This window comes from Pandoraea sp. NPDC087047, from assembly GCF_044745225.1.
In the GTDB taxonomy this organism is placed as follows: domain Bacteria; phylum Pseudomonadota; class Gammaproteobacteria; order Burkholderiales; family Burkholderiaceae; genus Pandoraea.
Map to the genome: position 1 here is coordinate 234,500 of NZ_JBIUZU010000009.1, position 24,305 is coordinate 258,804.

The 24,305-nt window shown below is 62.3% G+C and carries 19 protein-coding genes; 3 read left to right on the top strand and 16 right to left on the bottom strand.

Annotated elements, in window-relative coordinates:
• Positions 1-44 precede the first annotated feature (44 nt).
• From ACIPHM_RS18935 to coq7, 13 genes are all read right to left on the bottom strand, one after another.
• Positions 45-1,028, bottom strand: a complete 984-nt coding sequence (locus ACIPHM_RS18935; protein WP_400331418.1) for a D-alanine--D-alanine ligase — start codon at positions 1,026-1,028, stop codon at positions 45-47.
• A gap of 1 nt (position 1,029) precedes the next feature.
• Entirely contained in the window at positions 1,030-2,439 is a 1,410-nt protein-coding gene (murC, locus tag ACIPHM_RS18940; RefSeq protein WP_400331421.1) for a UDP-N-acetylmuramate--L-alanine ligase, read from the bottom strand.
• 1 nt (position 2,440) lies between these two features.
• Entirely contained in the window at positions 2,441-3,523 is a 1,083-nt protein-coding gene (gene murG, locus ACIPHM_RS18945) for an undecaprenyldiphospho-muramoylpentapeptide beta-N-acetylglucosaminyltransferase (RefSeq protein ID WP_400331503.1), read from the bottom strand.
• 17 nt (positions 3,524-3,540) lie between these two features.
• Positions 3,541-4,809 (bottom strand): putative lipid II flippase FtsW, encoded by a 1,269-nt coding sequence (gene ftsW, locus ACIPHM_RS18950; protein ID WP_400331424.1) that lies wholly within the window; start codon positions 4,807-4,809, stop codon positions 3,541-3,543.
• On the bottom strand, positions 4,806-6,332 hold the full coding sequence (gene murD / locus ACIPHM_RS18955; protein ID WP_400331427.1) for a UDP-N-acetylmuramoyl-L-alanine--D-glutamate ligase: 1,527 nt from the start codon (positions 6,330-6,332) through the stop codon (positions 4,806-4,808). The genes ftsW and murD overlap by 4 nt, the downstream gene beginning before the upstream one ends.
• 210 nt (positions 6,333-6,542) lie before the next feature.
• Positions 6,543-7,712 (bottom strand): phospho-N-acetylmuramoyl-pentapeptide-transferase, encoded by a 1,170-nt coding sequence (gene mraY, locus ACIPHM_RS18960; RefSeq protein ID WP_400331429.1) that lies wholly within the window; start codon positions 7,710-7,712, stop codon positions 6,543-6,545.
• A gap of 15 nt (positions 7,713-7,727) precedes the next feature.
• Positions 7,728-9,143 (bottom strand): UDP-N-acetylmuramoyl-tripeptide--D-alanyl-D-alanine ligase, encoded by a 1,416-nt coding sequence (gene murF / locus ACIPHM_RS18965; RefSeq protein ID WP_400331432.1) that lies wholly within the window; start codon positions 9,141-9,143, stop codon positions 7,728-7,730.
• Positions 9,140-10,723, bottom strand: coding sequence for a UDP-N-acetylmuramoyl-L-alanyl-D-glutamate--2,6-diaminopimelate ligase (locus ACIPHM_RS18970; protein ID WP_400331435.1), 1,584 nt, complete (start codon positions 10,721-10,723; stop codon positions 9,140-9,142). The genes murF and ACIPHM_RS18970 overlap by 4 nt, the downstream gene beginning before the upstream one ends.
• Positions 10,711-12,486, bottom strand: a complete 1,776-nt coding sequence (locus ACIPHM_RS18975; protein ID WP_400331438.1) for a peptidoglycan D,D-transpeptidase FtsI family protein — start codon at positions 12,484-12,486, stop codon at positions 10,711-10,713. The genes ACIPHM_RS18970 and ACIPHM_RS18975 overlap by 13 nt, the downstream gene beginning before the upstream one ends.
• The gene (gene ftsL, locus ACIPHM_RS18980) at positions 12,483-12,827 is read right to left on the bottom strand and encodes a cell division protein FtsL (protein ID WP_044457168.1); all 345 of its coding nucleotides are present in this window, start codon (positions 12,825-12,827) and stop codon (positions 12,483-12,485) included. The genes ACIPHM_RS18975 and ftsL overlap by 4 nt, the downstream gene beginning before the upstream one ends.
• Entirely contained in the window at positions 12,824-13,777 is a 954-nt protein-coding gene (gene rsmH, locus ACIPHM_RS18985; RefSeq protein ID WP_400331441.1) for a 16S rRNA (cytosine(1402)-N(4))-methyltransferase RsmH, read from the bottom strand. The genes ftsL and rsmH overlap by 4 nt, the downstream gene beginning before the upstream one ends.
• Positions 13,778-13,799: 22 nt before the next feature.
• On the bottom strand, positions 13,800-14,228 hold the full coding sequence (gene mraZ, locus ACIPHM_RS18990; protein WP_400331443.1) for a division/cell wall cluster transcriptional repressor MraZ: 429 nt from the start codon (positions 14,226-14,228) through the stop codon (positions 13,800-13,802).
• A 420-nt stretch (positions 14,229-14,648) separates the two neighbouring features.
• Entirely contained in the window at positions 14,649-15,296 is a 648-nt protein-coding gene (coq7, locus tag ACIPHM_RS18995) for a 2-polyprenyl-3-methyl-6-methoxy-1,4-benzoquinone monooxygenase (protein ID WP_400331446.1), read from the bottom strand.
• A gap of 318 nt (positions 15,297-15,614) precedes the next feature.
• On the opposite strand from coq7, the gene ACIPHM_RS19000 reads away from it, so the two are divergent.
• The gene (locus ACIPHM_RS19000) at positions 15,615-16,832 is read left to right on the top strand and encodes a porin (protein WP_400331448.1); all 1,218 of its coding nucleotides are present in this window, start codon (positions 15,615-15,617) and stop codon (positions 16,830-16,832) included.
• Between the two features lie 238 nt (positions 16,833-17,070).
• On the top strand, positions 17,071-17,550 hold the full coding sequence (locus ACIPHM_RS19005; RefSeq protein ID WP_400331451.1) for a MarR family winged helix-turn-helix transcriptional regulator: 480 nt from the start codon (positions 17,071-17,073) through the stop codon (positions 17,548-17,550).
• A 599-nt stretch (positions 17,551-18,149) separates the two neighbouring features.
• On the opposite strand, the gene ACIPHM_RS19010 is transcribed toward ACIPHM_RS19005, so the two are convergent.
• Together ACIPHM_RS19010 and ACIPHM_RS19015 are read right to left on the bottom strand one after the other, a co-directional pair.
• Complete coding sequence (locus tag ACIPHM_RS19010; RefSeq protein ID WP_400331454.1) at positions 18,150-19,283, bottom strand: aminopeptidase; 1,134 nt, start codon at positions 19,281-19,283, stop codon at positions 18,150-18,152.
• Between the two features lie 37 nt (positions 19,284-19,320).
• On the bottom strand, positions 19,321-21,396 hold the full coding sequence (locus tag ACIPHM_RS19015) for a molybdopterin-dependent oxidoreductase (protein ID WP_400331457.1): 2,076 nt from the start codon (positions 21,394-21,396) through the stop codon (positions 19,321-19,323).
• Positions 21,397-21,607: 211 nt separating this feature from the next.
• Here ACIPHM_RS19015 and ACIPHM_RS19020 point away from each other — a divergent pair, with 211 nt between their 5' ends.
• The gene (locus tag ACIPHM_RS19020) at positions 21,608-22,804 is read left to right on the top strand and encodes a M20 aminoacylase family protein (RefSeq protein ID WP_400331459.1); all 1,197 of its coding nucleotides are present in this window, start codon (positions 21,608-21,610) and stop codon (positions 22,802-22,804) included.
• Between the two features lie 84 nt (positions 22,805-22,888).
• Here ACIPHM_RS19020 and ACIPHM_RS19025 read toward each other — a convergent pair whose 3' ends face one another.
• Positions 22,889-23,605 (bottom strand): DUF3047 domain-containing protein, encoded by a 717-nt coding sequence (locus ACIPHM_RS19025; RefSeq protein WP_400331462.1) that lies wholly within the window; start codon positions 23,603-23,605, stop codon positions 22,889-22,891.
• Between the last annotated feature and the right edge of the window lie 700 nt (positions 23,606-24,305).

Sequence of the window (24,305 nt, forward strand, 5' to 3'; positions counted from 1 at the left end):
GATTCGCTTTCCGTATCAGAGCGTTCTTCAACGCGTTCAATGTCTTACTCGGGTTTCCACTGCGCGTTCGGATGCAGATCGAGCGTCGCAGTTGCCAGTATTTCGACCACCAGGTCTTCGTACGACAGGCCCGCCGCACGCGCCGAAATCGGCACCAGCGAGTGCCCCGTCATGCCCGGCGACGTATTGATCTCCAGCAGGTACGGCTTGTTGTCGCGCTTGCGCAGCATCACGTCCGCACGGGCCCAGCCACGGCAACCGAGCACGAGGTAGGCGCGCAATACGAGGCGCTGCACTTCCTCCTGCAAGGACACCGACAACGGCGGCGGGCATTCGTAGCGCGTGTCGTCCTTGAAATACTTGTTCTGGTAGTCGTAGTTCGCGTCCGGCGCGACGATACGAATCACCGGCAACGAACGCGCGGCGTTCGCGCCCTTGGTGCCCACGCCGAGCACCGGCACGGTCAGTTCGTCGCCGTCGATGAACTCTTCGGCGAGCACGTCCGGGTCGAGCGCGACCGCCTTTTCGAATGCGGCCTTCAGTTGCGACGCTTCGGTGACCTTCGTCAGACCGATGGTCGAGCCTTCGCGCGACGGCTTGACGATGAGCGGCAGTCCGAGGTCGCGCGCCACGGCGTCGAAATCGCTGTCGGCATGAAGCATCGTGAAGCGCGGCGTCGGCAGCCCTTCGTTGATCCACACGCGCTTGGTCATTTCCTTGTCCATCGCCAGCGCGGAGGCCAACACCCCGCTGCCGGTGTACGGAATGCCCAGATGTTCGAGCGCGCCTTGCAGCGTGCCGTCTTCGCCATAACGGCCATGCAGCGCAACGAACACGCGATCGAACTTCTGCGCGGCGAGCGCGGCCAGGTCGTGCATGCCGGTATCGAACCCATGCGCATCTACCCCACGCGAGCGCAGGGCTTCGAGCACACCATTGCCCGAAATCAGCGAGATCTGACGCTCGGCCGAACGTCCGCCCATCAGGACGCCTACCTTGCCGAAACGCTTCGGATCGAAAGCACTCACGTCAAACTCCTTGCTGAACTTGCAACTTGCCGGGCACCGCGCCGATGGAGCCGGCACCCATGGTGATAACGACGTCGCCCGCGCGGGCGACTTGCAGGATAGCGTCGGGCAATTGCGCCACGTCTTCCACGAAAACCGGTTCTACCTTGCCCGCCACGCGCAATGCGCGCGAGAGCGAACGACCGTCGGCTGCCACGATGGGCGCCTCGCCAGCCGAATAGACCTCGCCGAGCACCACGGCGTCCGCGTCCGAGAGCACTTTCACGAAGTCCTCGAAGCAATCGCGCGTGCGCGTGTAACGGTGCGGCTGGAAGGCCAGCACGATGCGGCGTCCCGGGAAGGCGCCGCGTGCGGCGGCGAGCGTCGCGGCCATCTCGACCGGGTGATGCCCATAGTCGTCGATCAGCGTGAACGTGCCTTCGCCATTGGCCTTCGGCAGCGCGATGTCGCCATACCGCTGAAAACGTCTGCCCACGCCATTGAATTCCGCCAGCGCCTGCTGAATGGCGGCGTCGGGCACTTCGAGCTCGGTCGCGATCGCAATCGCCGCGAGCGCGTTGCGCACGTTGTGCTCACCCGGCAGATTCAGCGTGATGTCGAGCGGCGGCGCCCCGTTGCCGAACTGGCGCAGCACGGTGAAACGCATCTGCCCGGCGTCGGCACGCACGTCGACGGCACGCACTTGTGCGTCTTCCGACAGGCCGTAACGCACGGTCGGTTTCGAGACGAATGGCAGGATCTCGCGCACGTTCGCATCGTCCACGCACGCCACCGCGATCCCGTAGAACGGCAGACGCTGCGTGAACGCCACGAACGACTGCTTCAGACGGGCGAAGTCGTGCCCGTACGTATCCATGTGATCGGCATCGATGTTCGTGATGACTTCGATGACCGGATTCAGATTCAGGAACGAGGCGTCCGATTCGTCGGCCTCGACCACAATGAAGTCGCCCGTGCCCAGCTTGGCATTCGCCCCGGCGCTGTTCAGACGGCCACCGATCACGAACGTCGGGTCCAGCCCGCCCTGCGCCAGAACGCTGGCGACGAGACTCGTCGTGGTCGTCTTGCCGTGCGTGCCCGCAATGGCCACACCCTGCTTCAGACGCATGAGTTCCGCGAGCATCAGCGCACGCGGCACGATCGGAATCTGGCGAGCGCGGCCCGCGAGCACTTCCGGGTTGTCTGCCGTAATGGCAGTGGACACGACGATGGCGTCCGCGCCGTCGATATTCTCGGCTGCGTGGCCGCGTGCAATGCGCGCGCCAAGACCGGCGAGACGCTGCGTTACCGCGTTCTCGCCGAGATCGGAGCCGCTCACCTGGTACCCCAGGTTGAGCAACACCTCGGCAATGCCGCTCATGCCCGAGCCGCCAATGCCGACGAAGTGAATGTGTTTGACGATGTGTTTCATTTCAATCCTTGGCCAGAGCCGCGCACACGCGCGCCACGTGTTCGGTGGCGTCCGGCTTGGCGAGCGCCCTGGCTTTCTCTCCCATCGCGAGCAGCGATTCGCGCGTTTGACGGCGCAGCCACTCAGCCAGGGTCTCGACCGACAGCTCGCGCTGGTCGATCAGCGTTGCCGCGCCCTTGTCGGCGAGAAAACGCGCATTCGTTGTCTGATGGTCGTCGACCGCATGCGGGAACGGCACGAACAGCGCCGCCACACCCGCCGCAGCCACTTCGGCCACCGTCATCGCGCCCGCCCGGCAGATCACCAGATCCGCCTCAGCGTAAGCCGCGACCATGTTGTCGATGAACGGCACTGCCTCGACCGTCACCCCCGCCGCCGCGTAATTCGCCTGCAGCGTCTGAATATGTTTGACGCCCGCCTGATGCGTGACTCGCGGACGATCCTCACGCGGCAGCTTCGCCAGCGCCTTGGGCACGATCTCGTTGAGCACCGTGGCGCCCAGGCTTCCGCCGACCACCAGAATGCGCAACGGGCCGGTACGCGCGTGATAGCGCTCGGCCGGCGGGGCCATCTCGTCGAAGTCCGCACGGATCGGATTGCCGACCCATTCGCCGCCCGCAATCGTGTCCGGGAACGCGAGCAGCACTTTGTCCGCCACGCGCGCGAGCACCTTGTTCGCCATGCCCGCCACCGAGTTTTGCTCGTGCAGCACCAGCGGACGCCCCAGCAGCGACGCCATCATCCCCGCCGGGAACGTGATGTAGCCGCCCATGCCGAGCACCGCATTCGGTTTGGCGCGACGAATCGCGCCGATGCTCTGCCAGAACGCGCGCAGCAGATTGAGCGGGAGCAGGAGCTTGGTCATCAGGCCCTTGCCACGCAAGCCGCCGAACTTCACGAACTCCATCGGAATGTCGTACTTCGGCACGAGCGTGGCTTCCATGCCCGCCGGATTGCCGATCCAGACCACGCGCCACCCCTGCACACGCAGGAAGTTGGCGACCGCGAGCCCCGGGAAGACGTGACCGCCCGTGCCGCCGGCCATGACCAGCAGCGTGCGCGTCTTCTTTTCCGGTGCCGACATCGCGGTAGCGCGCTCGGTCATACTTTGCCTCCCCGCATCAGCACGCGGTTCTCGTAATCCACCCGTAGCAGAATCGCCACGGCCACACAGTTGAGCAAGATGCCCGAGCCGCCGTAACTGACCAGCGGCAACGTCAGGCCCTTGGTCGGCAGCAGGCCGAGATTCACGCCCATGTTGATGAAGGTCTGCGCCCCCAGCCACACGCCCACGCCCTTCGCGAGCAGCCCCGCGAACGTGCGTTCGAGCGCAAGCGCCTGACGGCCGATCTCGAAGGCGCGGCGCACCAGCCAGTAAAACAGCAGGATGACGACCAGCACCCCGACGAAGCCGAACTCTTCACCGATCACTGCGAGAATGAAGTCGGTATGCGCTTCGGGCAAGTAATGCAGTTTTTCGATGCTGCCCCCCAGTCCGACACCGGTCCACTCGCCGCGTCCGAACGCGATGAGCGAGTGCGTCAACTGATACGCCTTGCCGAGCGCGTAGTCTTCGCGCCACGGATCGAGGTACGCAAAAATCCGCTCGCGACGCCACGGCGACAGCCAGATCAGCATCGCGAAAGTGCCCACGGCCGTGAGCGCCAGCCCGCCGAACAGGCGTCCGTTCACACCGCCGAGGAACAGAATGCCCATGGCGATGGCCGCGACCACCATGAACGCGCCCATGTCCGGTTCGAGCAGCAGCAGCATGCCCACGAACACCACGGCAATCCCCATCGGCAGGAAGCCCTTGCCGAAGCTCTGCATGAATTCCTGCTTGCGCACGGTGTAGTTCGCGGCGTACAGCGTGACCGCGAGCTTCATGATTTCCGACGGCTGGAGATTGAGCACGCCGAACGGAATCCAGCGCTTCGAGCCGTTCACGCCCTTGCCCACGTGCGGGATCAGCACGATCACGAGCAGCAGCAATGCCAGCAGGAAGAGCTTCGGCGCGAGCCGGTCCATCGTCTTGACCGGAATCCGGAAGGTGATGACCGCCGCGATCAGCCCGATCGTCAGCGAGACGATGTGACGGCCCAGGAAGTGATACGTCGAATACCCGCTGTACTTCGGCGAATCCGGCAACGCGACCGAGGCCGAATACACCATGATCAGTCCGAGCGACAGCAACGAGATCACTACCCACACGAGCGCGTGATCGTATTCGAGCATGCGCGAGCGGGTCGGTTTGATGCTGCCGAGCGTGCGGCTGGCGGCCTGCGTTGCGGCGCCCGGCGCAGTGGCCGTCCCGGCGCCGGCGAACCCGGCCTGACGCTTCTTGCTGAAGAACGACTTGATTCGGTTCATAGCATCACTCCCGCGTCGGCGGCCAGATCAACCACGGTGTCGCGAAACACTTGAGCGCGATGCTCGTAGTTGCGGAACATGTCGAAGCTCGCGCAGGCCGGCGAGAGCAGCACGGCGTCGCCGGGCTGCGCCAGTCTGGCGGCTTCTCGCGTAGCGTCTTCGAGCGTCGGGGCGTCGATCAGATCGACGCCGGTATCCGTCAGCGCTTCACGCAGCCGCGGTGCGTCGCGCCCGATGAGTAACACGGCGCGCGCATGATGGGCGACAGGATTGGCCAGCGGCGAGAAGTCCTGGCCCTTGCCGTCGCCACCGACGATCAGGAGCAGCGTCTTCTCCAGCCCCGTAATCGCCGCGACGGTCGCGCCGACGTTGGTGCCCTTGCTGTCGTCGTAAAACTCGACTTCGTTGATCGTCGCGACGAGCTGCACGCGATGCGGCTCGCCCGGGTACTCGCGCAATCCGTGCAGGAGCTTGGCCATCGGCAGATCGATGGCGCGCGCGAGCGCGAGCGCCGCCAGGGCGTTCGCTGCGTTGTGCTGACCGCGAATGCGCAGCGCATCGGCCGGCATCAGTCGCTTGCCGAGCACCTCGACCGGCGCGTCCACGGCACCGGCCTTGCGACGCTTGGGCGCGGGCGGCGCGTCGTCGCGCGTGAATCCCTCGACCAGCCACCACATGCCACCTTCCATCTCGAGACCGAAGTCGCCCACGGCGTCGGGCTTGTCCGTGCCGAAGGTCACGACATTGGCTTCGGGCGAGGCGAAGGCGATCACGCGGGCGTCGTCGCGATTGAGCACACGCACGGTCTGCTCACCGAAAATGCGCGCCTTGGCCGCAGCGTAGGCGTCCATGTCGCCGTGCCAGTCCAGGTGGTCTTGCGTGATGTTGAGGATCGCAGCCGCATCGGGCGCGAGGGAGTGCGTCGTCTCCAACTGGAAGCTGGAGAGTTCGAGCACCCAGACGTCGGGCAATGTTGCGTCGGCAATGCACTCGCTCAGACGGTCGAGCGCCGACGGGCTGATATTGCCCGCCACCGCCGTGCGCTTCCCGGCGCGTCGGCACAACAGTCCCGTCAGGCTCGTGGTCGTGGTCTTGCCATTGGTGCCGGTGATGGCAAGCACCTTCGGCGCGTAACCGCTCGTCGCTTGCATGTGACGCAGCGCCTGCGCGAAGAACTCGATCTCGCCCCACACCGGAATACCGCGCTCGGTGGCCACCGCGAGCAGCGCCGACACGTCGGCGGCAAGCGGCGACAGGCCCGGGCTGATGCCAATGAGTTCGATGTCGGCGAGCAACGCGTCGATCTGGCCCGCAAACGCGCCGCCGACGAACTCGGCCTGTGGCGCGTCGACGCGCAGGGTCACAACGTTCGGCGGTGTCTCCGACGACGCAAAGCGCGTATCGGCCGCACGCACGCGGCAGCCGTAACGCGCGCACCAACGCGCCATCGCCAGGCCGGACTCTCCCAGACCCAGGATCAGGACACGCGGTTGCCAGGATTCACCAAACTTCTCGCCGAACACGTCGCTCTTTCCTTTTTTTCGATTCAAACAACCTACGAATGCATCGCTTAATGCATCGCTTCAACGACACCAATCAAGTGCTATCGGCGCGAGCGGCCCTGCCTTTAATCCCACCTTGACCGACTTTGCGCGATGGCGACCTCGCATACCTGCGAAGCCGCCATCCCGTTCAATCTGTCTCGCCTGTCTTGCCGGCCGCGCCTTACTGCGTCAGCGCAATTTCAGCGTCGACAGACCGATCAGCACCAGCGTCAGCGTGATGATCCAGAAGCGGACCACCACCTGCGTTTCCTTCCATCCCGACAATTCGAAGTGGTGATGCAGCGGCGCCATCTTGAAAATGCGCCGCCCTTCGCCGAACCGGCGCTTGGTGTACTTGAACCAGGTCACCTGCAACATGACCGACAGCGTCTCCACCACGAACACACCGCCCATCACGAAGAGCACGACTTCCTGACGCACGATCACGGCCACCGTGCCGAGCGCGCCGCCCAGCGCCAACGCGCCCACATCGCCCATGAAGACCTGCGCCGGGTGCGTGTTGAACCATAGGAACGCCAACCCCGCGCCCGACATCGCCGAACAGAACACGAGCAGCTCGCCCGCGCCCGGTATGTGCGGGAACAGCAGGTATTTCGAGTAGACGACGTTGCCCATCACGTAAGCGAACACGCCCAGCGCCGCACCGACCAGCACGACCGGCATGATCACCAGCCCGTCGAGGCCGTCCGTGAGGTTAACGGCGTTGGACGAGCCGACGATGACAAAGTACGTCAGCGCAATGAAGCCGAACACGCCCAGCGGGTAGCTCATCGTCTTGAAGAACGGCACGATGAAGTCCGCTTTCGGCGGCAGATCGAGCGGGAAACCGTTGCGCACCCAACTGATGAACAGCTCGAAAACCTTCAGATTGCTGGTCTCCGACACCGAAAACGCCAGATAGATCGCGGCGAACAGGCCGATGAGCGACTGCCAGAAATACTTCTCGCGCGAGGACATGCCGCGCGGGTCCTTGTAGACGACCTTCCGGTAATCGTCGATCCAGCCGATGATGCCGAAGCCCAGCGTGACGAGCAGCACGATCCAGATGAAACGATTGCTCAGATCCGCCCAGAGCAGCGTGGCCACGGTAATGCCGATGAGAATCAGCACACCACCCATCGTGGGCGTACCCGACTTCACCAGGTGAGTCTGCGGGCCGTCGGTACGCACGGCCTGACCCACTTTCATTTCGGCGAGCTTGCGAATGACCATCGGCCCGAACGCGAGCCCGATCACCAGCGCCGTGAGGCTTGCCATCACGGCCCGAAACGTCAGGTAGTTGAACACGCGCAAATAGCTCGCATCCGCTTGCAGCCATTGCGCCAACGTCAGCAACATTCCATCAATCCTTTATCACTTGGCCGGGGCGTCGCCGCCCCCGCTTTCACTCGTCGCGCGCAACTGCTCGAGCACGCGCTCCATCCGCATGAAGCGGCTTCCCTTTACCAGCACCGTGGCCGGCGCGCTCAGCGTGGCATTCAACTTGGCCACGAGCGGCGCAACATCGGTCACGTCCGAAAAATGTTCCCCCCCGTCGCCGAAAGCGGCCACGCTGGCTTGCGTTTGCGCCCCCAACGCCAGCAGGCGATCGATACCGCGTTGGGCGGCGTATTCGCCAACTTCCCGGTGAAACGCCGGTCCGTTGTCGCCCACCTCGCCCATGTCGCCCAGCACCAGCACACGCGGTGCCGGGGTCTGCGCCAGGACGTCGATGGCGGCCAGGACCGAATCGGGGTTCGCATTATAGGTGTCGTCGATCAACGTGACACCGGCGAGCGGTCCCTTGGAGAGCGTTGACACCTGAAGACGGCCTTTGACGGCGGCAAACGCTTCGAGTGCCCGCACAATCGAACCAATGTCGACGTGAGCGCCCAACGCGCACGCAATCGCGGCCAACGCGTTGCGCGCGTTGTGCTCGCCGAGCAGCGGTAACGTGAGCGAAAAATCGCCGGCGGGCGACGCTACACGCAGCACGCGCGTGGCCACGTCGTAGCGCCCCGAGACGGCCGCACGCATATCCAGCGCGAAATCGAGCACGCGGCGCTTGCCCGCAACCTCACGCCACAGCGGCGCGAATTCACTCTGCGCCGGGAAGACGGCCACGCCGTCGCCAGCCAGCGCCGCCAGCACGGCCGAATGCTCTTCGGCCACGGCCGCCACGCTCACCATGAATTCCTGATGCTCTCGCTGTGCGTTGTTGATGACGGCCACCGTCGGCTGCGCGATCTTCGCGAGATACGCCGTTTCGCCGGGGTGATTCATGCCGAGTTCGAGCACGGCCAGCTTGTCGCCGTCCTTCAGACGGAACAGCGTGAGCGGCAGGCCGATGTCGTTGTTGAAGTTACCTGCGGTGGCCAGACGTGCGTCCGCGCCCGCGGCCTCGGCGAAGATCGCCGAGATCATTTCCTTGACGGTCGTCTTGCCGTTGCTACCGGTCACCGCCACCACGGGGATCGCGAAGCGGCGGCGCCATGCGGCGGCCAACTCGCCCAGCGCGATGCGCGTGTCGGGCACGATCAGCGCAGGCGTCTCGAAACCTTCCGGCACACGCGACGCGACCACAGCGGCAGCGCCCGCGCGCGCCACCTCAGCCAGGAAGTCGTGCGCGTCGAAACGCTCGCCCTTGATCGCCACGAAAAGATCACCCGGCTGCACCGAGCGGCTATCCGTCACGATGCGGGCAAACGCGGTCGACGGCGCGCCGATCACTTGCGAATCGGGCACCGCGGCGTGAGCGTCGCTCAGTTGCCACATCGTCGTTTGCGTCATTCGCCACCTCCGCGAACCGTGGTCGCACGCGCGGCAAGTGCCAGACGTGCGTGTTCCTGATCGGAGAACGGCCGCTTCTTACCCATGATTTCCTGTGTACTCTCGTGTCCCTTGCCCGCGATGAGCACGACGTCCGCTGCCTGCGCACCGCGCACGGCCTGCAGAATCGCACTCGCCCGGTCTTCGATGCGACGTGCCGCGTCGGGGTGCGCCAGACCGGCAGCGATCTGCGTCATGATCTCGGCCGGCACTTCCGTGCGGGGGTTGTCGCTCGTGAGCACCACGGCGTCTGCCAGACGCTCGGCCACCGCCCCCATCTGCGGACGCTTGCCCGCATCGCGATCCCCGCCGCAGCCGAACACGCAAACGAGATTGCCGCCGCGTGCCGCGGCGACCGGACGCAGCGCCGCGAGCGTCTTGTCGAGCGCATCGGGTGTGTGCGCGTAATCGATCACGACCAGCGGCTGCCCCGGCTGCCCGATCTGCTCCATACGGCCGGACACGGGGGTAAGCGTCGCCAGTCCGGCAATCGCCGCGTCCTGCGCTACACCGGCGGCCAGCGCCGCGCCCAGCACAGCGAGCGCGTTGCTCACGTTGAATTCACCGATCAGCGGCACCGTGACCTGCTGACTCTGGTCGTCGATGTGCAGCATGAAGCGCGTGCCCGCCGTCGTCGCGCGGATATCTTCTGCCCGCAATACGCGGTTGCCATGCGCCGATGCCGCCGCGCCGTGAATGCCGTACTCGAAGACCGGCGTCTTCCCGGCCAGGCGCGCCAGCAGGCGTTGCCCCATCGCGTCGTCGCGATTGATGACAGCCGCCTTCAGACCCGGCCAGTCGAACAGACGTGTCTTGGCCGCCTCGTACTCGGCCATCGTGCCGTGGTAGTCGAGATGGTCCTGCGTCAGATTGGTAAACATGGCGACGTCGAACGCCACCCCATTGACACGCCCTTGATACAGCCCGTGCGACGACACCTCCATTGCAACCGCCGCAGCGCCTTGTGCGCGCAGGTCGTCGAGGCTGCGCTGCAGTTGAACGGCGTCGGGCGTGGTGAAGCCCGTCACCGTCAGATGTCCCGGGAAGCCACTGCCCAGCGTGCCGATCACGGCACTGCGCACGTTCGTCTTCGACAGAAGTTGTGCCAGCCACTGGCTGCACGATGTTTTGCCGTTCGTGCCCGTCACGCCCAGCATCGTCATGCCGACGCTCGGCTCGCCGTACCACAGCGCCGCCAGCGGGCCCGCCAGCCAATCCAGACGCGGCACGCCGAATTGCGGCACGTTCGCGAGACTGGTCAGCGATGCCGGCCACGTGAAATCGTCGCTCTGCCAGAGCACGGCCGCCGCCCCTCGCTCGACGGCGTCGGCAATGAAGCCCCGGCTGTCGGCGCCTTTGACCGCATACGCCACGAACACATCGCCCGGCGTCACCCGACGGCTATCCGCCTGCAACGTGGCGCCAGCCGGCACCGTGCGGCGCAGCCAGTCCCACACCTGCGCGAGCGCGGCGCGATCGGTGGCGTCCGCGACCAGGGCGAACGTGGCGGGGTTTTGCGGTGTCGGGGTCACGGTGCCCATGGCTCGCTCTCCTCCACCTTGTCGCTCACGACGAGCTTCGTCACCGGCGAATCCGGCACCACATTCAATGCACGCAGCGTACCGCCGACAATGGCGGCAAACGCCGGACCGGCGGCCACACCGCCGTAATGCGAACCGCGTCCCGGCTCATCGAGCGTGACCGCCACGATGATGCGCGGCTCCGACATCGGCGCCATGCCGACGAACGATGCCCGGTACTTGCTCTTGTCGTATCCCTTGCCCGATTGCTTGTACGCCGTACCGGTCTTGCCGCCGACGCGATAGCCGATCACCTGGGCGCGCGTGGCAGTGCCGCCGGGCGACGTCACCATCTCAAGCATCTTGCGCACTTCGCGTGCCGTCGCGGGAGAAATCACCGGCGTGCCCTTTACGACACTGCCATCCGTCTTATAGATGGAGATCGGCAGCAACTCGCCGTCGTGCGCGAAAACGGTGTAGGCGCGAGCCAACTGAATCAGCGAGGCCGACAGGCCGTAGCCGTAACCCATCGTCGCCTGCTCGATGGGACGCCAGCTCTTGGCCGGACGCAGACGCCCCGCCACAGCGCCAGGGAAACCGAGCTTCGGGGCCTGCCCGAGGCCGACGCTGGTAAACATGTCCCACATTTCCTGCGGCTTCATCTGCAACGCGATCTTCGCCGTGCCGATGTTGCTCGACTTCTGGATGACGCCGGCCACGGTGAGCAGACCGTAATCGTGCGTGTCCGTGATGTTCGCGCCGAAGAAGTTGGCCCGGCCGGTGGTCATCACCGTCGAGGTCGGCTTCACGTAGCCGTTCTCGATCGCGGCGGCGACGGTGATCGGCTTCATGATCGAACCGGGCTCGAACGTGTCGGTAATGACACGGTTGCGCAACTGCGCGCCGGTCAGGTTGGTGCGATTGTTGGGGTTGTACGTGGGCAGATTGGCGAGCGCGAGCACTTCGCCCGTGCGCACGTCGAGCACCACGGCGCTGCCGGCTTTCGCGCCAGTGCGCTCGATGGCGTCCTTGAGTTCGCTGTAGGCGAGAAACTGGATCTTGCTGTCGATCGACAGCGTGATGTCGTGACCGTCGCGCGGCTGCGCCAGGATGTCGATATCCTCGACCACGCGCCCCAGGCGATCCTTGATCACGCGACGGCTACCGGGCGTGGCGGCCAGATCCTTCTGCATCGACAGCTCGACGCCTTCCTGTCCGATATCCTCGACGTTCGTGAAGCCGACCACGTGCGCCGCGATCTCGCCTTCGGGGTAGAAGCGCTTGTATTCCTTGCGCTGGTACACGCCCGGGATATCGAGCTCGGCGACTTGCCTGGCGACATCCGGCAGCACCTGGCGCTTCACATAGACGAAGCTCTTTTCCTGATTGAATTTGCGTCGCAGATCCGACTCGCTCATCTCGAGCAGACGCGAGAGCTGGCGAACCTGCTCTGCCGACACGTCGTCGGGTACATCTTCGGGAATGGCCCAGATGGCCTTGACGGGCAGACTGGTGGCAAGCACCTGTCCGTTACGGTCGAACACTTTGCCGCGCGTGGCGGACATCTCCAATGTGCGTTCGTAACGGCTCTCGCCCTGACGTTGATAGAAGCCGTTACCCGGCCCCTGAATCCAGAAGGCGCGCGCCACCAGCGACGCGAACGCGCCGAAGATCACGAAGACGAGCATCTTCGAGCGCCACATCGGCAGACGCACGGACAGGACCGGGCTGGCAGAGAACTGCACATCCTTGGTCTTGGCCTTGGCGTCCTTGCGGCGATTCATCGCTTGCCTCCGCTTGCAGGGGCGGATGCGGCGCTCGCGGTCGGCACGGGCACGTCCACCATCGCCCCCGAACCGCCGGCCGGTGCGGAAAGATACTGCGTGCGGCCCGGTGAGACAGCCTGCATCTTCAGGTCGCTGCGCGCCACGCTCTCGATGCGGGCGCTCTTGCTCTGTGCGCTCTGCTCGTACTGAAGACGATCCCAGTCCTGCAGCAACTGGTGCTCGAGCGCCTGCTCGCGATTCAACTCGACGAACGTGCCGCGGGCGCGGTACTGCGCGTTGATCAGCGAGAGTGCGCAGCCGATGAGCAGCGCGAGCAGAAGAATATTGAGCCGGCTCATGTCGACACCCGCTCCATGACCCGCATGATCGCCGAGCGCGAACGGGGGTTGACCTCCACCTCAACGGCGGACGGCTTGATCTTGCGGCTGGCCTTGAAAGGCGGCTCGGGGATCTCGTGGGCGCGCAGGGGCACGCGGCGATCCACCACCGGCGCGCTCGAGCGCGCTTGCATGAAGCGCTTCACGATACGGTCTTCCAGCGAATGAAAGCTGATCGCCACGAGTCTGCCTCCCGTTTCGAGGACATCGGCCGCTACGTCGAGTGCTATCTGCAAGTCCGCAAGCTCTTGATTGACGTGAATCCGTAGAGCCTGAAAGGTACGTGTTGCCGGGTCCTTGCCCTTCTCACGGGTCTTGACGGCGCCCGCCACGATCTGGGCAAGCTCACGAGTGCTGACGAGTGGCCCGAGGCTATCGGCGTTTGCCCGGCGAGCAACAAGCGCCTTTGCAATCTGAAAAGCAAACCGTTCTTCCCCATAGTCCTTGATGACCTCCGTCATTTCTTCCAGCGTTGCCCGGGCCAGCCAGTCGGCAGCCGACTCGCCGCGCGTGGGATCCATGCGCATGTCGAGCGGGCCGTCGAAACGAAAACTGAATCCGCGCGCCGGGTCGTCGAACTGCGGCGACGAAACGCCCAGGTCCAGCAAAACGCCCGACACCTTGTCGATACCGCGCCGGGCCAGCGCCTCGCGCAAAGTCGCGAAGCTGTCGTGCTCAATCGAAAATCGCGGATCGGCAATTTTTGCCGCCTCCGCGATCGCTTGGGGGTCCTTATCGAATGCGATCAGCCTCCCCTTGGCGCCCAGCCGCTCAAGTAGCCTGCGACTATGCCCGCCGCGGCCGAATGTGCCGTCGACGTATACGCCATCGTCGCGCCATAGCAAGGCATCCACGGCCTCCTCTAGCAGGACCGTGCGGTGCTGCATTACCGTTTCCACCGCGTGCGCCATGCTCGTCGGACCACCTGATCTGTCAAAAAGTGAAGTTTTTCAGTGCTTCCGGCATACCCTGCGCCATCGCCGCCTGTTCCTTGGCGGCATACGTCGCGGCATCCCAGAGTTCAAAATGACTGCCCATGCCCAGCAGCATGACTTCCTTGTCCATGCCCGCGGCAGCGCGCAACTCGGGCGCCACCAGAACACGCCCCGCCGAATCCAGCTCGACGTCGGCTGCGTTGCCCAGGAAGATGCGTCGCCACCAGTGCGCGTCCATCGGCAGTGCGGCGATCTTGCCGCGGAAGATCTCCCATTCGGGACGCGGGAACAGCAGCAGACAACCGTCAGGGTGCTTGGTGATCGTCACCTTGCCTTCAGCGCCGCCCTGAAGCACGTCACGATGCCGGGCCGGAATCGACATCCGTCCCTTTGCATCCAGTGAAAGTGCCGAGGCTCCCTGAAACACGCGCGCTCCCGTGAGGTTTCGTCCGCTTGCCCGTCATGCCGAAAGAGAAAGATTTAGTGCCTTACACCACACAAAAATACACTTTCTCACACTATTTCCCACTTTAGAGGAGAGTGTATGGGCGGTCAAGCCTTTCGCCCTTTTTTAGGGGGGAATTTGCCAGACAGAACAATGACTTAGCTCACTTTCCTAAAGCAGGAAAACGAAATTTTGTCAGGAAAATTAAAGACATAACCGCGATAGTGAAAGTGGAACCTCAAAATTTGGGCGTCACCTCGCGGGAGGCCCGTCATCACTATCGATACCGGGTAGTGCGCGCTCACGCCGTGCCAAAGCCTGGCAATTGCCTGTCGGCACACGCTGCGCGGAGGGAAATCGACTCGGGAGGTAGGGGTCTTTCGGGGGGACGTTGCAAACGCTCTATATATAGTAGGCGGTCGTCGTCATGACCTTGGCAGCCGCGCGCATCACACGCTGCACCGGCACCGGTAATTCGATCCCGCCGGCATCGCGCGCGGCCTGCCCGTGCTCGATTTCGTCGAGACGCATCTGATCGACGATGGCGCGCGAGCGCAGATCGTGCGGCGGCAGATCGTCCAGGTGGCTATCCAGATGGTGTTCGACCTGACGCTCCGTCTCCGCCATGAAGCCCAGACTCACGTTGTCGCCGCACTTTCCTGCCACGAAGCCGATGGCAAATGCGCCGGCGTACCACAGCGGATTGAGGAGACTCGGGCGCGAGCCGAGCTCCGAGAGGCGGTGCGCCGTCCACGCAAGGTGATCTTCCTCTTCCTTGCCCGCATGCTCGAACGCGGCCCGCAACTCGGAACGCTTCGTCGCCAGCTTCTGCGCCTGATACAGCGCTTGTGCGCAAACCTCGCCAACGTGATTCACCCGCATGAGTCCCGCCACGTGACGACGCTCTTGCGGCGTCAATACGTCGTCGCCAGCGGCAACATCACTATCCGGGGATGAGAGCACCGTGGGAGTCGGGCGAGACGCTTGCGTGACACCCGCAATCGCTCGCAGGCCACGGTCAAGTTCGGAGATCAGACTGTCGGAGAACATCGTACTTTCAACTCACTTAAATCTTTCACAATGTGGAACGCTGGACGATTCTTTCGGGTCCGCCGCCGATGATACGCCCCTTTATCCGGCGTGCCTTGCGCGGGCGCAAACGCGCGAAATCCCCGCCGGACGCCGGTTCCCGGGCTGTTGCGTAAACGAAACAAAACCCGTCGCAAACCCGCGTAAAACCGGCCTTTTCCTTTGCCGCCCAAAGTGAATTTGTTACATTACGTCCAACTTCTCGCGAAGTTGATTAGCAAGGACGTTATCACTAGTGACCTTGTTAAACAAATCTCACAATCCTTTGGAGATCACTCAATGAAAAAGTCGCTTCTCGCTCTGGGTGTGCTCGGCGCATTCGCTGGCGCTGCTCACGCACAAAGCAGCGTGACCCTGTACGGTATCATCGATGCTGGCCTGACCTACACCAGCAACGAAGTTAACGCTGGCTACAACGCCAACACCACCAACGGCTCGAAGAACTTCAAGTTCAGCAACGGTAACCTGCAAGGTTCGCGCTGGGGCCTGAAGGGTGCTGAAGATCTGGGCGGCGGTCTGAAGGCGATCTTCGTCTTGGAAAACGGCTTCTCGCTGGGCAACGGCACGCTGGGTCAAGGTGGCCGCATGTTCGGTCGTCAAGCCTACGTTGGTCTGAGCAGCACGACGGCTGGTACGGTCACGATCGGTCGTCAGTACGACTCCGTGGTTGACTTCGTTGGTCCGCTGGCTGTTGGTAGCCAATGGGCAACGTTCTCGGGCGCTCACCCGTTCGACAACGACAACCTGAACAACTCGTTCCGTATCAACAACTCGGTCAAGTACACGAGCGCCAACTACTCGGGCTTCTCGTTCGGCGGCCTGTATGGCTTCTCGAACCAAGCTAACAACGGCGGCGGCAGCGGCTTCGCTAACAACCGCGCATGGTCGGCTGGCCTCGGCTACGCCAACGGCCCGCTGACGTTGGGTGCTGGTTACCTGTACATCGGCTCGCCGGGTAACGGCACGGCTGGTGCTATCAACGGTGACTACGCCAACCTGAACGAAGTTGGTGCATTCAACAACGGTACGGTTGGTACGGCTGCAACGACGAGCGTCGTGGACAAGCAACAAGTCTACGCAGCTGGCGGTTCGTTCGCATTCGGTCCGGCAACGTTCGGCCTGGTGTACAGCCACTCGAAGTTCGACTACACGCCGCTGGTTGGTGGTAGCTGGAAGTTCGACAACATCGAAGCCAACGCCAAGTACATGCTGACGCCGGCTCTGCAACTGGGCGCATCGTACACGTACACGTGGTCGAAGTTGAACGGTGGCGTTGCTACGACCCTGTACTCGAGCGCCGGTGGTGCTGAAGTGTCGCCGAAGTGGCACCAAGTCAACCTGGGCGTCGACTACTTCCTGTCGAAGCGCACGGACACGTACCTGGTCGGCAACTGGCAACACGCTTCGAACGGTTCGTGGGCTCAGCTGAACGGTCAACCGGCCAGCTCGAGCGCCAACCAGTTCGCAGTCACGGCTGGTATCCGTCACAAGTTCTAAGCTGACAGTTTCTGTCACTTAGGCTTTGACGAAAGGGCACCTTCGGGTGCCCTTTTTTTATTGAGGCAGCCGTGCTACTGCCGCTCTGCGCTGTCACTCCACGGCTATTGGGCCGAGACTGCGCTTCTGCCGGAGGCTCTCGTCCCGATTTGCCCCGAACATCGGAACGTCCCCAGCTTGACCAAGCATTTATTTCAAACCTAAAATTTCCATACTGTAAATTTTCTCCCCCCCCACCATGAGCCTCGCCGACTCCGACTCTCTCGATCTCGAAACGCGAGCCCACGATCGTGAGCACGATGCGCTGCGCCTTTGGCTGCGGCTACTGACGTGCGCCAACTTGATCGAGACGGATATCCGCTCGCGCTTGCGTCAGGAATTCGATTGCACGCTGCCGCGCTTCGACTTGCTCGCACAGCTCGATCGTCATCCCGAAGGGTTGAAGATGGGCGAGCTGAGCAAACGAATGATGGTCACCGGCGGGAATGTCACCGGCATCACCGATCAGTTGGAGAAGGAAGGCTGGGTGGCACGTGAGATCGTCGTCAACGACCGTCGCGCGTTTCTGATCAAACTCACTCCGCGCGGCCAAAAGGCGTTCTCCAACATGGCGCGTGCCCATGAGGAATGGATAGAACAGCGCCTTGGACAACTTCCGGAAGCGCAGCAACAACAGCTTTATGCACTGCTGGGTAATTTGAAGTCAGTGATCGCGTAACGACACTGAGATGACCGTTTCACCTGTGGGGTGGCCTCGAACTTGACGGGTTCGAATCGGCACGCACGTTATGACGCAGCTATCTGGCCGCAAAGAGCATGCCCCCGCGCCCATCAAGTACGGTTTCGCTTGTGATATTGATTTGGCCAGGTCAGATCGGCATGCACGCTACGACACGCCTATCTGACCGTAAGAGGGCGTGTCCGCCCCCATACCCATCTAATGCCGTTTCGCCGGCGGTATCGAACTTGACCGGTTCGAATCGGCACGCACGTCATGACGCAGCTATCCGAGCGCAAAAAGCGTGTCCCCATGCCAATCGAACACCGCTTCGCCTGTGGCATCGCACTTGGCCGGTTTGATTCGACACGCACGCGCTATGGCACAGCCTGCTCACCGAGACCAGCGCGTCCGTCATCACATCTATCGACCACCGTTGGAATGCGGTGGCGAGACGCTCACACGGACGAATTCGCCCCTCTCTCGGTGACCGCAACGCCGTGTCGATTCGTTGATTACCCCGCGTGTCCCACCATCTGGTGCACCGCTCGTAAATCGAGTCGCGTTAGGACCATTCTCCGAGCCACCTTTCGAATGGCTTACCGCACCGCCTGCATCGGCGTATCCATCAACGTGCGGGCCGCGGACGCGGCTGGAGTGCGATCCAGGGCGGCGAGTGACGCGTTTCGCTCGGTCTCAGGCCGTTTCGACATGGCTTTGACAGCTGCGTAGAATTTGGGCAAATCGTCGTTCTCTTGCGCCAGCAAGGCCATGAACGCCGGCACCCATTGGTTGTAGGTGGCGAAAGACCCGATCTTGGCGTTGTTCAAATCGGTGGCAAACCACAGATCGAAGCCTTTGTAACCGCCCCACGACGCTTTCAATGCCTCATAGTCAGCTCGCATGCTGATGAATAAGACATCCTTTTTCGCCGCTTTCTCCGCGTCCGGCTCCGAACTGCCGTAAAGCAATTCAAGACGCTGGCGATAACCGTCCACCAACTTTCGGAACTGACGCCGATGAGCGTCGTACCGCTCGTACTCTATCGCGGCGTCGGGATGCGCCGCTAGCCAGCGCCGCACGCCGACAGTCTCAACCGTCACCGCAAAGGACTCGTTGAACGCGGTATCCCCTCGCACAAACAGAATCTGGTGGGCGAGTTCATGGAAAATCATGCGCGCCACTTCTGCGCGAGGAAGATAGATGAAGGTGTTTAGCAGCGGATCGTCGAAGTACCCCAGCGTTGAGTAGGCGGGAATCCCGGCAACGAACGTCTCCCATCCATCGCGGTGCAACTCTGCCGCGTAGGCTTCCGCAGAATCACGGGAATAGTAGCCCCGGTACTCTACGCACCCCACGACCAGCAGGCATGACTCATGAAGCTTCAGCGAAAGCGTAGGGGCAGCGAAAACGTTATAGACGACAAAGGGGCGCTTGATATCGGCGTAACTCCGGTAGCTGCCATTATCCGGCTCCCCGAGCGCCGTCACCGCGTAGCTGCGAATTTGCTCCGCCTCGACAAGCCTCGCGCGCAGACGTGGGTCGATCGAGGAATCCGCGAGCAAATCGGCCACCGGCTGCGCTTCATGCAGCATCGTGAAATGTCCGTTGATCGACTGGGCGTAATAACCGACTTGCCCGCATCCGGGCAGGCCCATCAATAAGCCCAATCCGGAGACACTTGCAATCACACGAAGCGCCCACCGCAGGAGTTTCGCTGATGAGATCGGCATCGCGGGGCTCCTCGGCATTGGTGCTGAATGAGTGGACTCACACCGGGGCGACTTCGACCAGACAGTCGTAGAACGTCGGGGCTCGTCCAAGATCGGTGAGCTGCTGACTCGTCACCTCGTTGGCATTCTTCCCGTCCGGGGCAAGTTTCTTCCACCAGATCGATAGACCGACAACAACACCTTCGCGCGCTTTCTCGGTGACTCGCGCTTTGGCGTTCAACGTGCCACGGTCATTGAAAATACGTACGCCCACGCCGTCCACGATGCCTCGGGGTCCCGCATCCGCCGGGTGAATATCCAGCGTCGGCTCTCCCACGGCTGCCCTCAGGCTATCGACGTTCACGAAGCTCGAATTCAGGAAGTTACGTGCGGGTGGCGAAATCATCGCGAGCGGATAACGTGCAGCCAACTCGGGGTTGCTGGCGACCGACTCGTAAGGCGGCACCCAATCCGGCAACGGATCAAATCCTTCTTGCCGCATTCGCTCCGAGTAGAACTCGCACTTGCCGGACGGCGTGTAGAACTGTCCGTTTGCAAACGGCGCCTCGGGCAAGTCATAGCGAATCCAGCCATCGCGCTTGAGTGTTTCCCAGTCGCTGCCCGCCATCCGGGCGTCGTTCCAGCGAATCGATTGCGCCGCTAGTTGATCGTCCGTGTCGGAGAAACAAGGCTCATCCCACCCCATACGTCTGGCCAGCAGGCGGAAGATCTCGGAGTTCGGTTTGGCCTCACCGAGCGGCGCAATCGCGGGATTGTTCGCCAACAAATAGGTGTGACCGTAGGCCTTATGAATATCGAGATGCTCGAGTTGCGTCGTGGCCGGCAACACGAAGTCCGCATAATCAGCGGTATCCGTCTGGAAATGTTCCAGCACCACGGTGAAGAGATCCTCGCGGCCGAAGCCGGCCGCCACCTTGCTCGATTCGGGTGCCACAGCCACCGGGTTGCTGTTGTAGACCACCAGCGCCTCGATCTTCGGGCCGAAGGTTTCGTTGCCGGAGTGGCAAAGGGCATCCCCGATCGCACTCATGTTCACCACACGTGCCGGTTTGTCCTGTCGCGGCCGCAGATCCGGGCGAGCTTGCGCCAGGGTATTCACCGGCGCGTAGCCGGACGTCGACATCAGCATGCCGCCCGCCGGATCACGCCAGGCACCGATCAACGCCGGCAGACACGCCACCGCGCGCGTTGCCTGACCACCGCCCTTGGCGCGCTGCATGCCGTAATTCAACCGGATCGCCGCGGGCTTCGCGCTCGCATACTCGCGTGCAAGTGTCGTAATCGTCTCTTCGCTAATGCCGCAGATCTCGGCCACGCGAGCGGGTGTGTACCGCCGCACCCGCTCCTTGAGCTCGTTGTAGCCCACCGTGTGCCGCGCAATGTATTCGTGATCGACCCGATCTTCAGCGATCAGGATGTGCATCATGCCAAGTGCCAGGGCAGCGTCCGTGCCCGGTAGCAGCGCAATGTGCTGATGGCATTTTTCAGCAGTGAGCGACCGGTATGGGTCGATGGCAATCAACTTCGCCCCTCGACGCTTCGCCTCCTGCGCGATGGCCCAAAAATGGACGCTCGATGTAATCGGGTTGCTGCCCCAAATCAGGATCAGTTTGCTGTCGACGAAATGCTCGACGTGCATTCCGACGCCAGCCCCGTAGGTGTATCGCATCCCTGCGGCACCCGCACTGGCACAGATGGTGCGATCGAGATCGGACGCGCCCACTTTATTGAAAAACCGCGCGGCCATCGATTCGCCCTGAACGAAGCCCATCGTGCCCGCATAGCTGTACGGCAGAATCGCTTCGGGCTCGCGTGCCGCGATTGCCGCGAGCCGGGTAGCAATCTCGTCGAGCGCTTCGTCCCAACTGACCTGGACGAATTGGCCGCTGCCCTTCGGACCGACGCGCTTGAGCGGATGCAGCAGACGGTCCGGATGATAGGTTCGTTCCGTGTATCGAGAGACTTTCGTGCACAGGACACCCTTGGTCGTCGGATGGTCCGGATCCCCCTGGACCTTGATCGCGACGCCATTTTCCACCGTCACATGCAACGCACACGTGTCGGGACAGTCATGCGGACATGCGGCCCGAACGACGCGGGTATTGGTCGTCATCAAACTACTCCTCTCTACCGAATTGCTGCGTCCGGCAAAGGTGGGACGCTGGCGATATTGTATTACTTTCACCCTTGCCTCGCCCCGCCACACGGGGGCTTCCGACATTTTTCGGGTCCTTCTGATGCGCCTCTCGGACATTTCCGACCGAGGTGTCAGACCCGGCCATTAGGGGTAAGATGAGCCATTGCGCTCAGCAGGAAACCCCGTCATGAAGCTCATCCCAGAAATCGACGCCGCTCGCGGTGAAATCCAGACCATTCGACGCGACATTCACGCTCACCCCGAACTGTGCTTCGAAGAGAAGCGCACCTCCGATGTGGTCGCAGATACGTTGACCAAGTGGGGCATTCCCATTCATCGCGGACTTGGTACGACCGGTCTCGTCGGCGTCATCAAGAATGGCAGCAGCGACCGCGCGATCGGTCTGCGCGCCGACATGGACGCCTTGCCGATTCACGAGGCCAACACGTTCGAACACGCGTCGAAGCACGAAGGGAAAATGCACGCTTGTGGCCACGACGGTCACACGGCCATGCTACTTGCTGCAGCGCAATATCTTCAGAAGCATCGCAATTTCGATGGCACCGTCTACCTGATTTTCCAACCCGCAGAAGAGGGCGGCGGTGGCGCGCGCGAAATGATCAAGGATGGGTTGTTCGAGCGCTTCCCGATGCAGGCGGTGTTCGGCATGCACAACTGGCCGGGCGTGCCGACCGGCACGTTCGCTGTCACGCCAGGACCAATGATGGCCTCGAGCAACGAATTCAAGATCACGATTCGCGGCAAGGGCACTCACGCAGGTATCCCGAATGCGGGGATCGACCCCGTGATTGCGGCGGTGCAGGTCGCACAAGCTCTGCAAAGCATCATCACGCGTAATAAGCGGCCGATCGACGCCGCCGTCCTTTCCATCACGCAGATCCATGCGGGCGACGCGACGAACGTTGTCCCGGACCTGGCATGGTTGGGTGGCACGATTCGCACGTTCTCGATCGAGGTTCTGGATCTGATCGAGACTCGCCTTCGCGAAATTTCCGAATTCGTCGCCAAGGGGCTGGGTTGCTCGGCGGAAATCGAGTTCCACCGCAACTATCCGCCGACGATCAACGAACCGGGTATGGCCGCATTGTGTGCGGACGTAATGCGTCAGGTCGTCGGCGACGAAAACGTCAACGACAAGGTTGAGCCGACGATGGGTGCCGAGGACTTCTCGTTCATGCTGCTCGAAAAACCGGGCGCCTATGTCTTCATCGGGAATGGTGATGGTACGCACCGGGATACGGGGCACGGCCTCGGTCCGTGCAATCTGCATAACGCCAGTTACGATTTCAACGATGACCTGCTGCCGCTCGGTGGCACCTACTGGGTCAAACTGGTCGAAACGTATTTCGAGCGCAATCAGTAAGCAACTTTGTTCCTGAAAATCGGATCGAAATAGAAAAGCCGGCAATGGCAATTTGCCGGCTTTTTTGCCATGACGTCAATTGGACTATTTGGCGGCTGTTGTAGTTGGAATGCCGTCCGTATCCAGATGAATATCGCCGTACCAGGCTGTGAATTTGGATTGCGTGTTATCGCCATCGCTCATGATGGCAATGCCGACCAAACGTCCTGGAGGTTCACCAAACGCCTTCTCGTAGTCCTTCACAATGTCGCGAGAATACGTCTGCCATTTACCAAGTTGATCGTCTCCGCGCTCGACGACAATGGAACGAATACGTGCGGTATAGGGATTGCGGACGACTTCGTTTGCCGCGAATTTATCATCTCCCCACGTGTACATCAGCGTCGCAAACGGCAGTTCTCGACCGCTCACCATACGGGCCAATTCCCTGTGCATATGATCCTGAACGGTGAGTTTGCTCGGATCGCCATCAAAGGCGAGCGCTATGCGCACAGGGGCATCGTCGAATCGTTTTGTCCGAATGTCTGCGTTGGTGGGCATGGCATCCGCTCGCCAGCGCCACGATAACTTTGTCCCGGGGTACACCGGAATGTCTAGCTTCTGAGCGATCCCGGACGCCGATTCGTCGACAGTGGCTCGGATCACGGCGATCCCGTCACTATCGGTAGTCTGTTCGTAATGGGTGAGCCGCTTATTGCGCGTTACAAGATAGGCTTCCCATCGCGGCGGAAGGCCATCGGAATTCACTGCCGCTGAAAAGGGCGCGATTTCATCGCTGTATGCCGGTGCGGCGGAAGCCAAGGCCTGTGTCGACGACGCTCCCGGCGAAGCACACCCGCCAATCCCCCAGATAATTGCAGCCGCACTAATGCACACCATCCCAACACGCCACGTTGCATGGCGCTTACTTCGACTCTGATTCCCCATCCGTTTCACTCTCCGAACTACCACTAACCCCGTGGCCGAATGCTAAGCGAGAAATGCAACTCGATCCACCCGCAATTTCACTTCGTGCTGCGGATGCGACAGTGTGAATGCCCAAGTACCGAATCGGCAGCAGCATCAAGCTGCTTTGTGAAAGAAAAGAGGGGTGGGAACGACTTGAAGGAAAAGGACAAATCTCGACAGTTCAGACCCGCAATCTACTAGCGTAGCGAGCCGAACTTCGCCCCAGAGCGTGAAGAGCCAGCGGTGCAGATACACGATCCACAACCGTCCTAATCGAACACAGAGGTAACGGCCATCAAGCGCTAAACCTGCCGCGAATACGAACCGCGAATGGTTCTGATGCGAGATTCTGCGACGTGTAGAAACTGAATCCTGGCGGCCAAACCACTAAAACCGCTTGCGCAGAACAAGCTCGAGACACCCGTGCTGTATCGGTGTCGTACTGTTGCTGTTGCTGTTGCGGGTGCGGGTGCGGGTGCGGGTGCGGGTGCGGGTGCGGGTGCTGATACTAGTGCCAGGCCGTGATGCTATTGCCGGAGTGGGTGCTGATTCC

Excerpts from the sequence above, each read along its gene's own strand:
- murG (WP_400331503.1), bottom strand. The coding sequence starts at position 3,523 with ATGTCGGCACCGGAAAAGAAGACGCGCACGCTGCTGGTCATGGCCGGC.
- mraY (WP_400331429.1), bottom strand. The coding sequence starts at position 7,712 with ATGTTGCTGACGTTGGCGCAATGGCTGCAAGCGGATGCGAGCTATTTG.
- ACIPHM_RS19010 (WP_400331454.1), bottom strand. The coding sequence starts at position 19,283 with ATGCCGATCTCATCAGCGAAACTCCTGCGGTGGGCGCTTCGTGTGATT.
- ftsL (WP_044457168.1), bottom strand. The coding sequence starts at position 12,827 with ATGAGCCGGCTCAATATTCTTCTGCTCGCGCTGCTCATCGGCTGCGCA.
- ACIPHM_RS19005 (WP_400331451.1), top strand. The coding sequence starts at position 17,071 with ATGAGCCTCGCCGACTCCGACTCTCTCGATCTCGAAACGCGAGCCCAC.
- rsmH (WP_400331441.1), bottom strand. The coding sequence starts at position 13,777 with ATGGCGCACGCGGTGGAAACGGTAATGCAGCACCGCACGGTCCTGCTA.
- ACIPHM_RS19015 (WP_400331457.1), bottom strand. The coding sequence starts at position 21,396 with ATGACGACCAATACCCGCGTCGTTCGGGCCGCATGTCCGCATGACTGT.
- ACIPHM_RS18970 (WP_400331435.1), bottom strand. The coding sequence starts at position 10,723 with ATGGGCACCGTGACCCCGACACCGCAAAACCCCGCCACGTTCGCCCTG.
- ftsW (WP_400331424.1), bottom strand. The coding sequence starts at position 4,809 with ATGAACCGAATCAAGTCGTTCTTCAGCAAGAAGCGTCAGGCCGGGTTC.
- coq7 (WP_400331446.1), bottom strand. The coding sequence starts at position 15,296 with ATGTTCTCCGACAGTCTGATCTCCGAACTTGACCGTGGCCTGCGAGCG.
- ACIPHM_RS18975 (WP_400331438.1), bottom strand. The coding sequence starts at position 12,486 with ATGAATCGCCGCAAGGACGCCAAGGCCAAGACCAAGGATGTGCAGTTC.
- murC (WP_400331421.1), bottom strand. The coding sequence starts at position 2,439 with ATGAAACACATCGTCAAACACATTCACTTCGTCGGCATTGGCGGCTCG.
- murF (WP_400331432.1), bottom strand. The coding sequence starts at position 9,143 with ATGACGCAAACGACGATGTGGCAACTGAGCGACGCTCACGCCGCGGTG.
- ACIPHM_RS19020 (WP_400331459.1), top strand. The coding sequence starts at position 21,608 with ATGAAGCTCATCCCAGAAATCGACGCCGCTCGCGGTGAAATCCAGACC.
- ACIPHM_RS19000 (WP_400331448.1), top strand. The coding sequence starts at position 15,615 with ATGAAAAAGTCGCTTCTCGCTCTGGGTGTGCTCGGCGCATTCGCTGGC.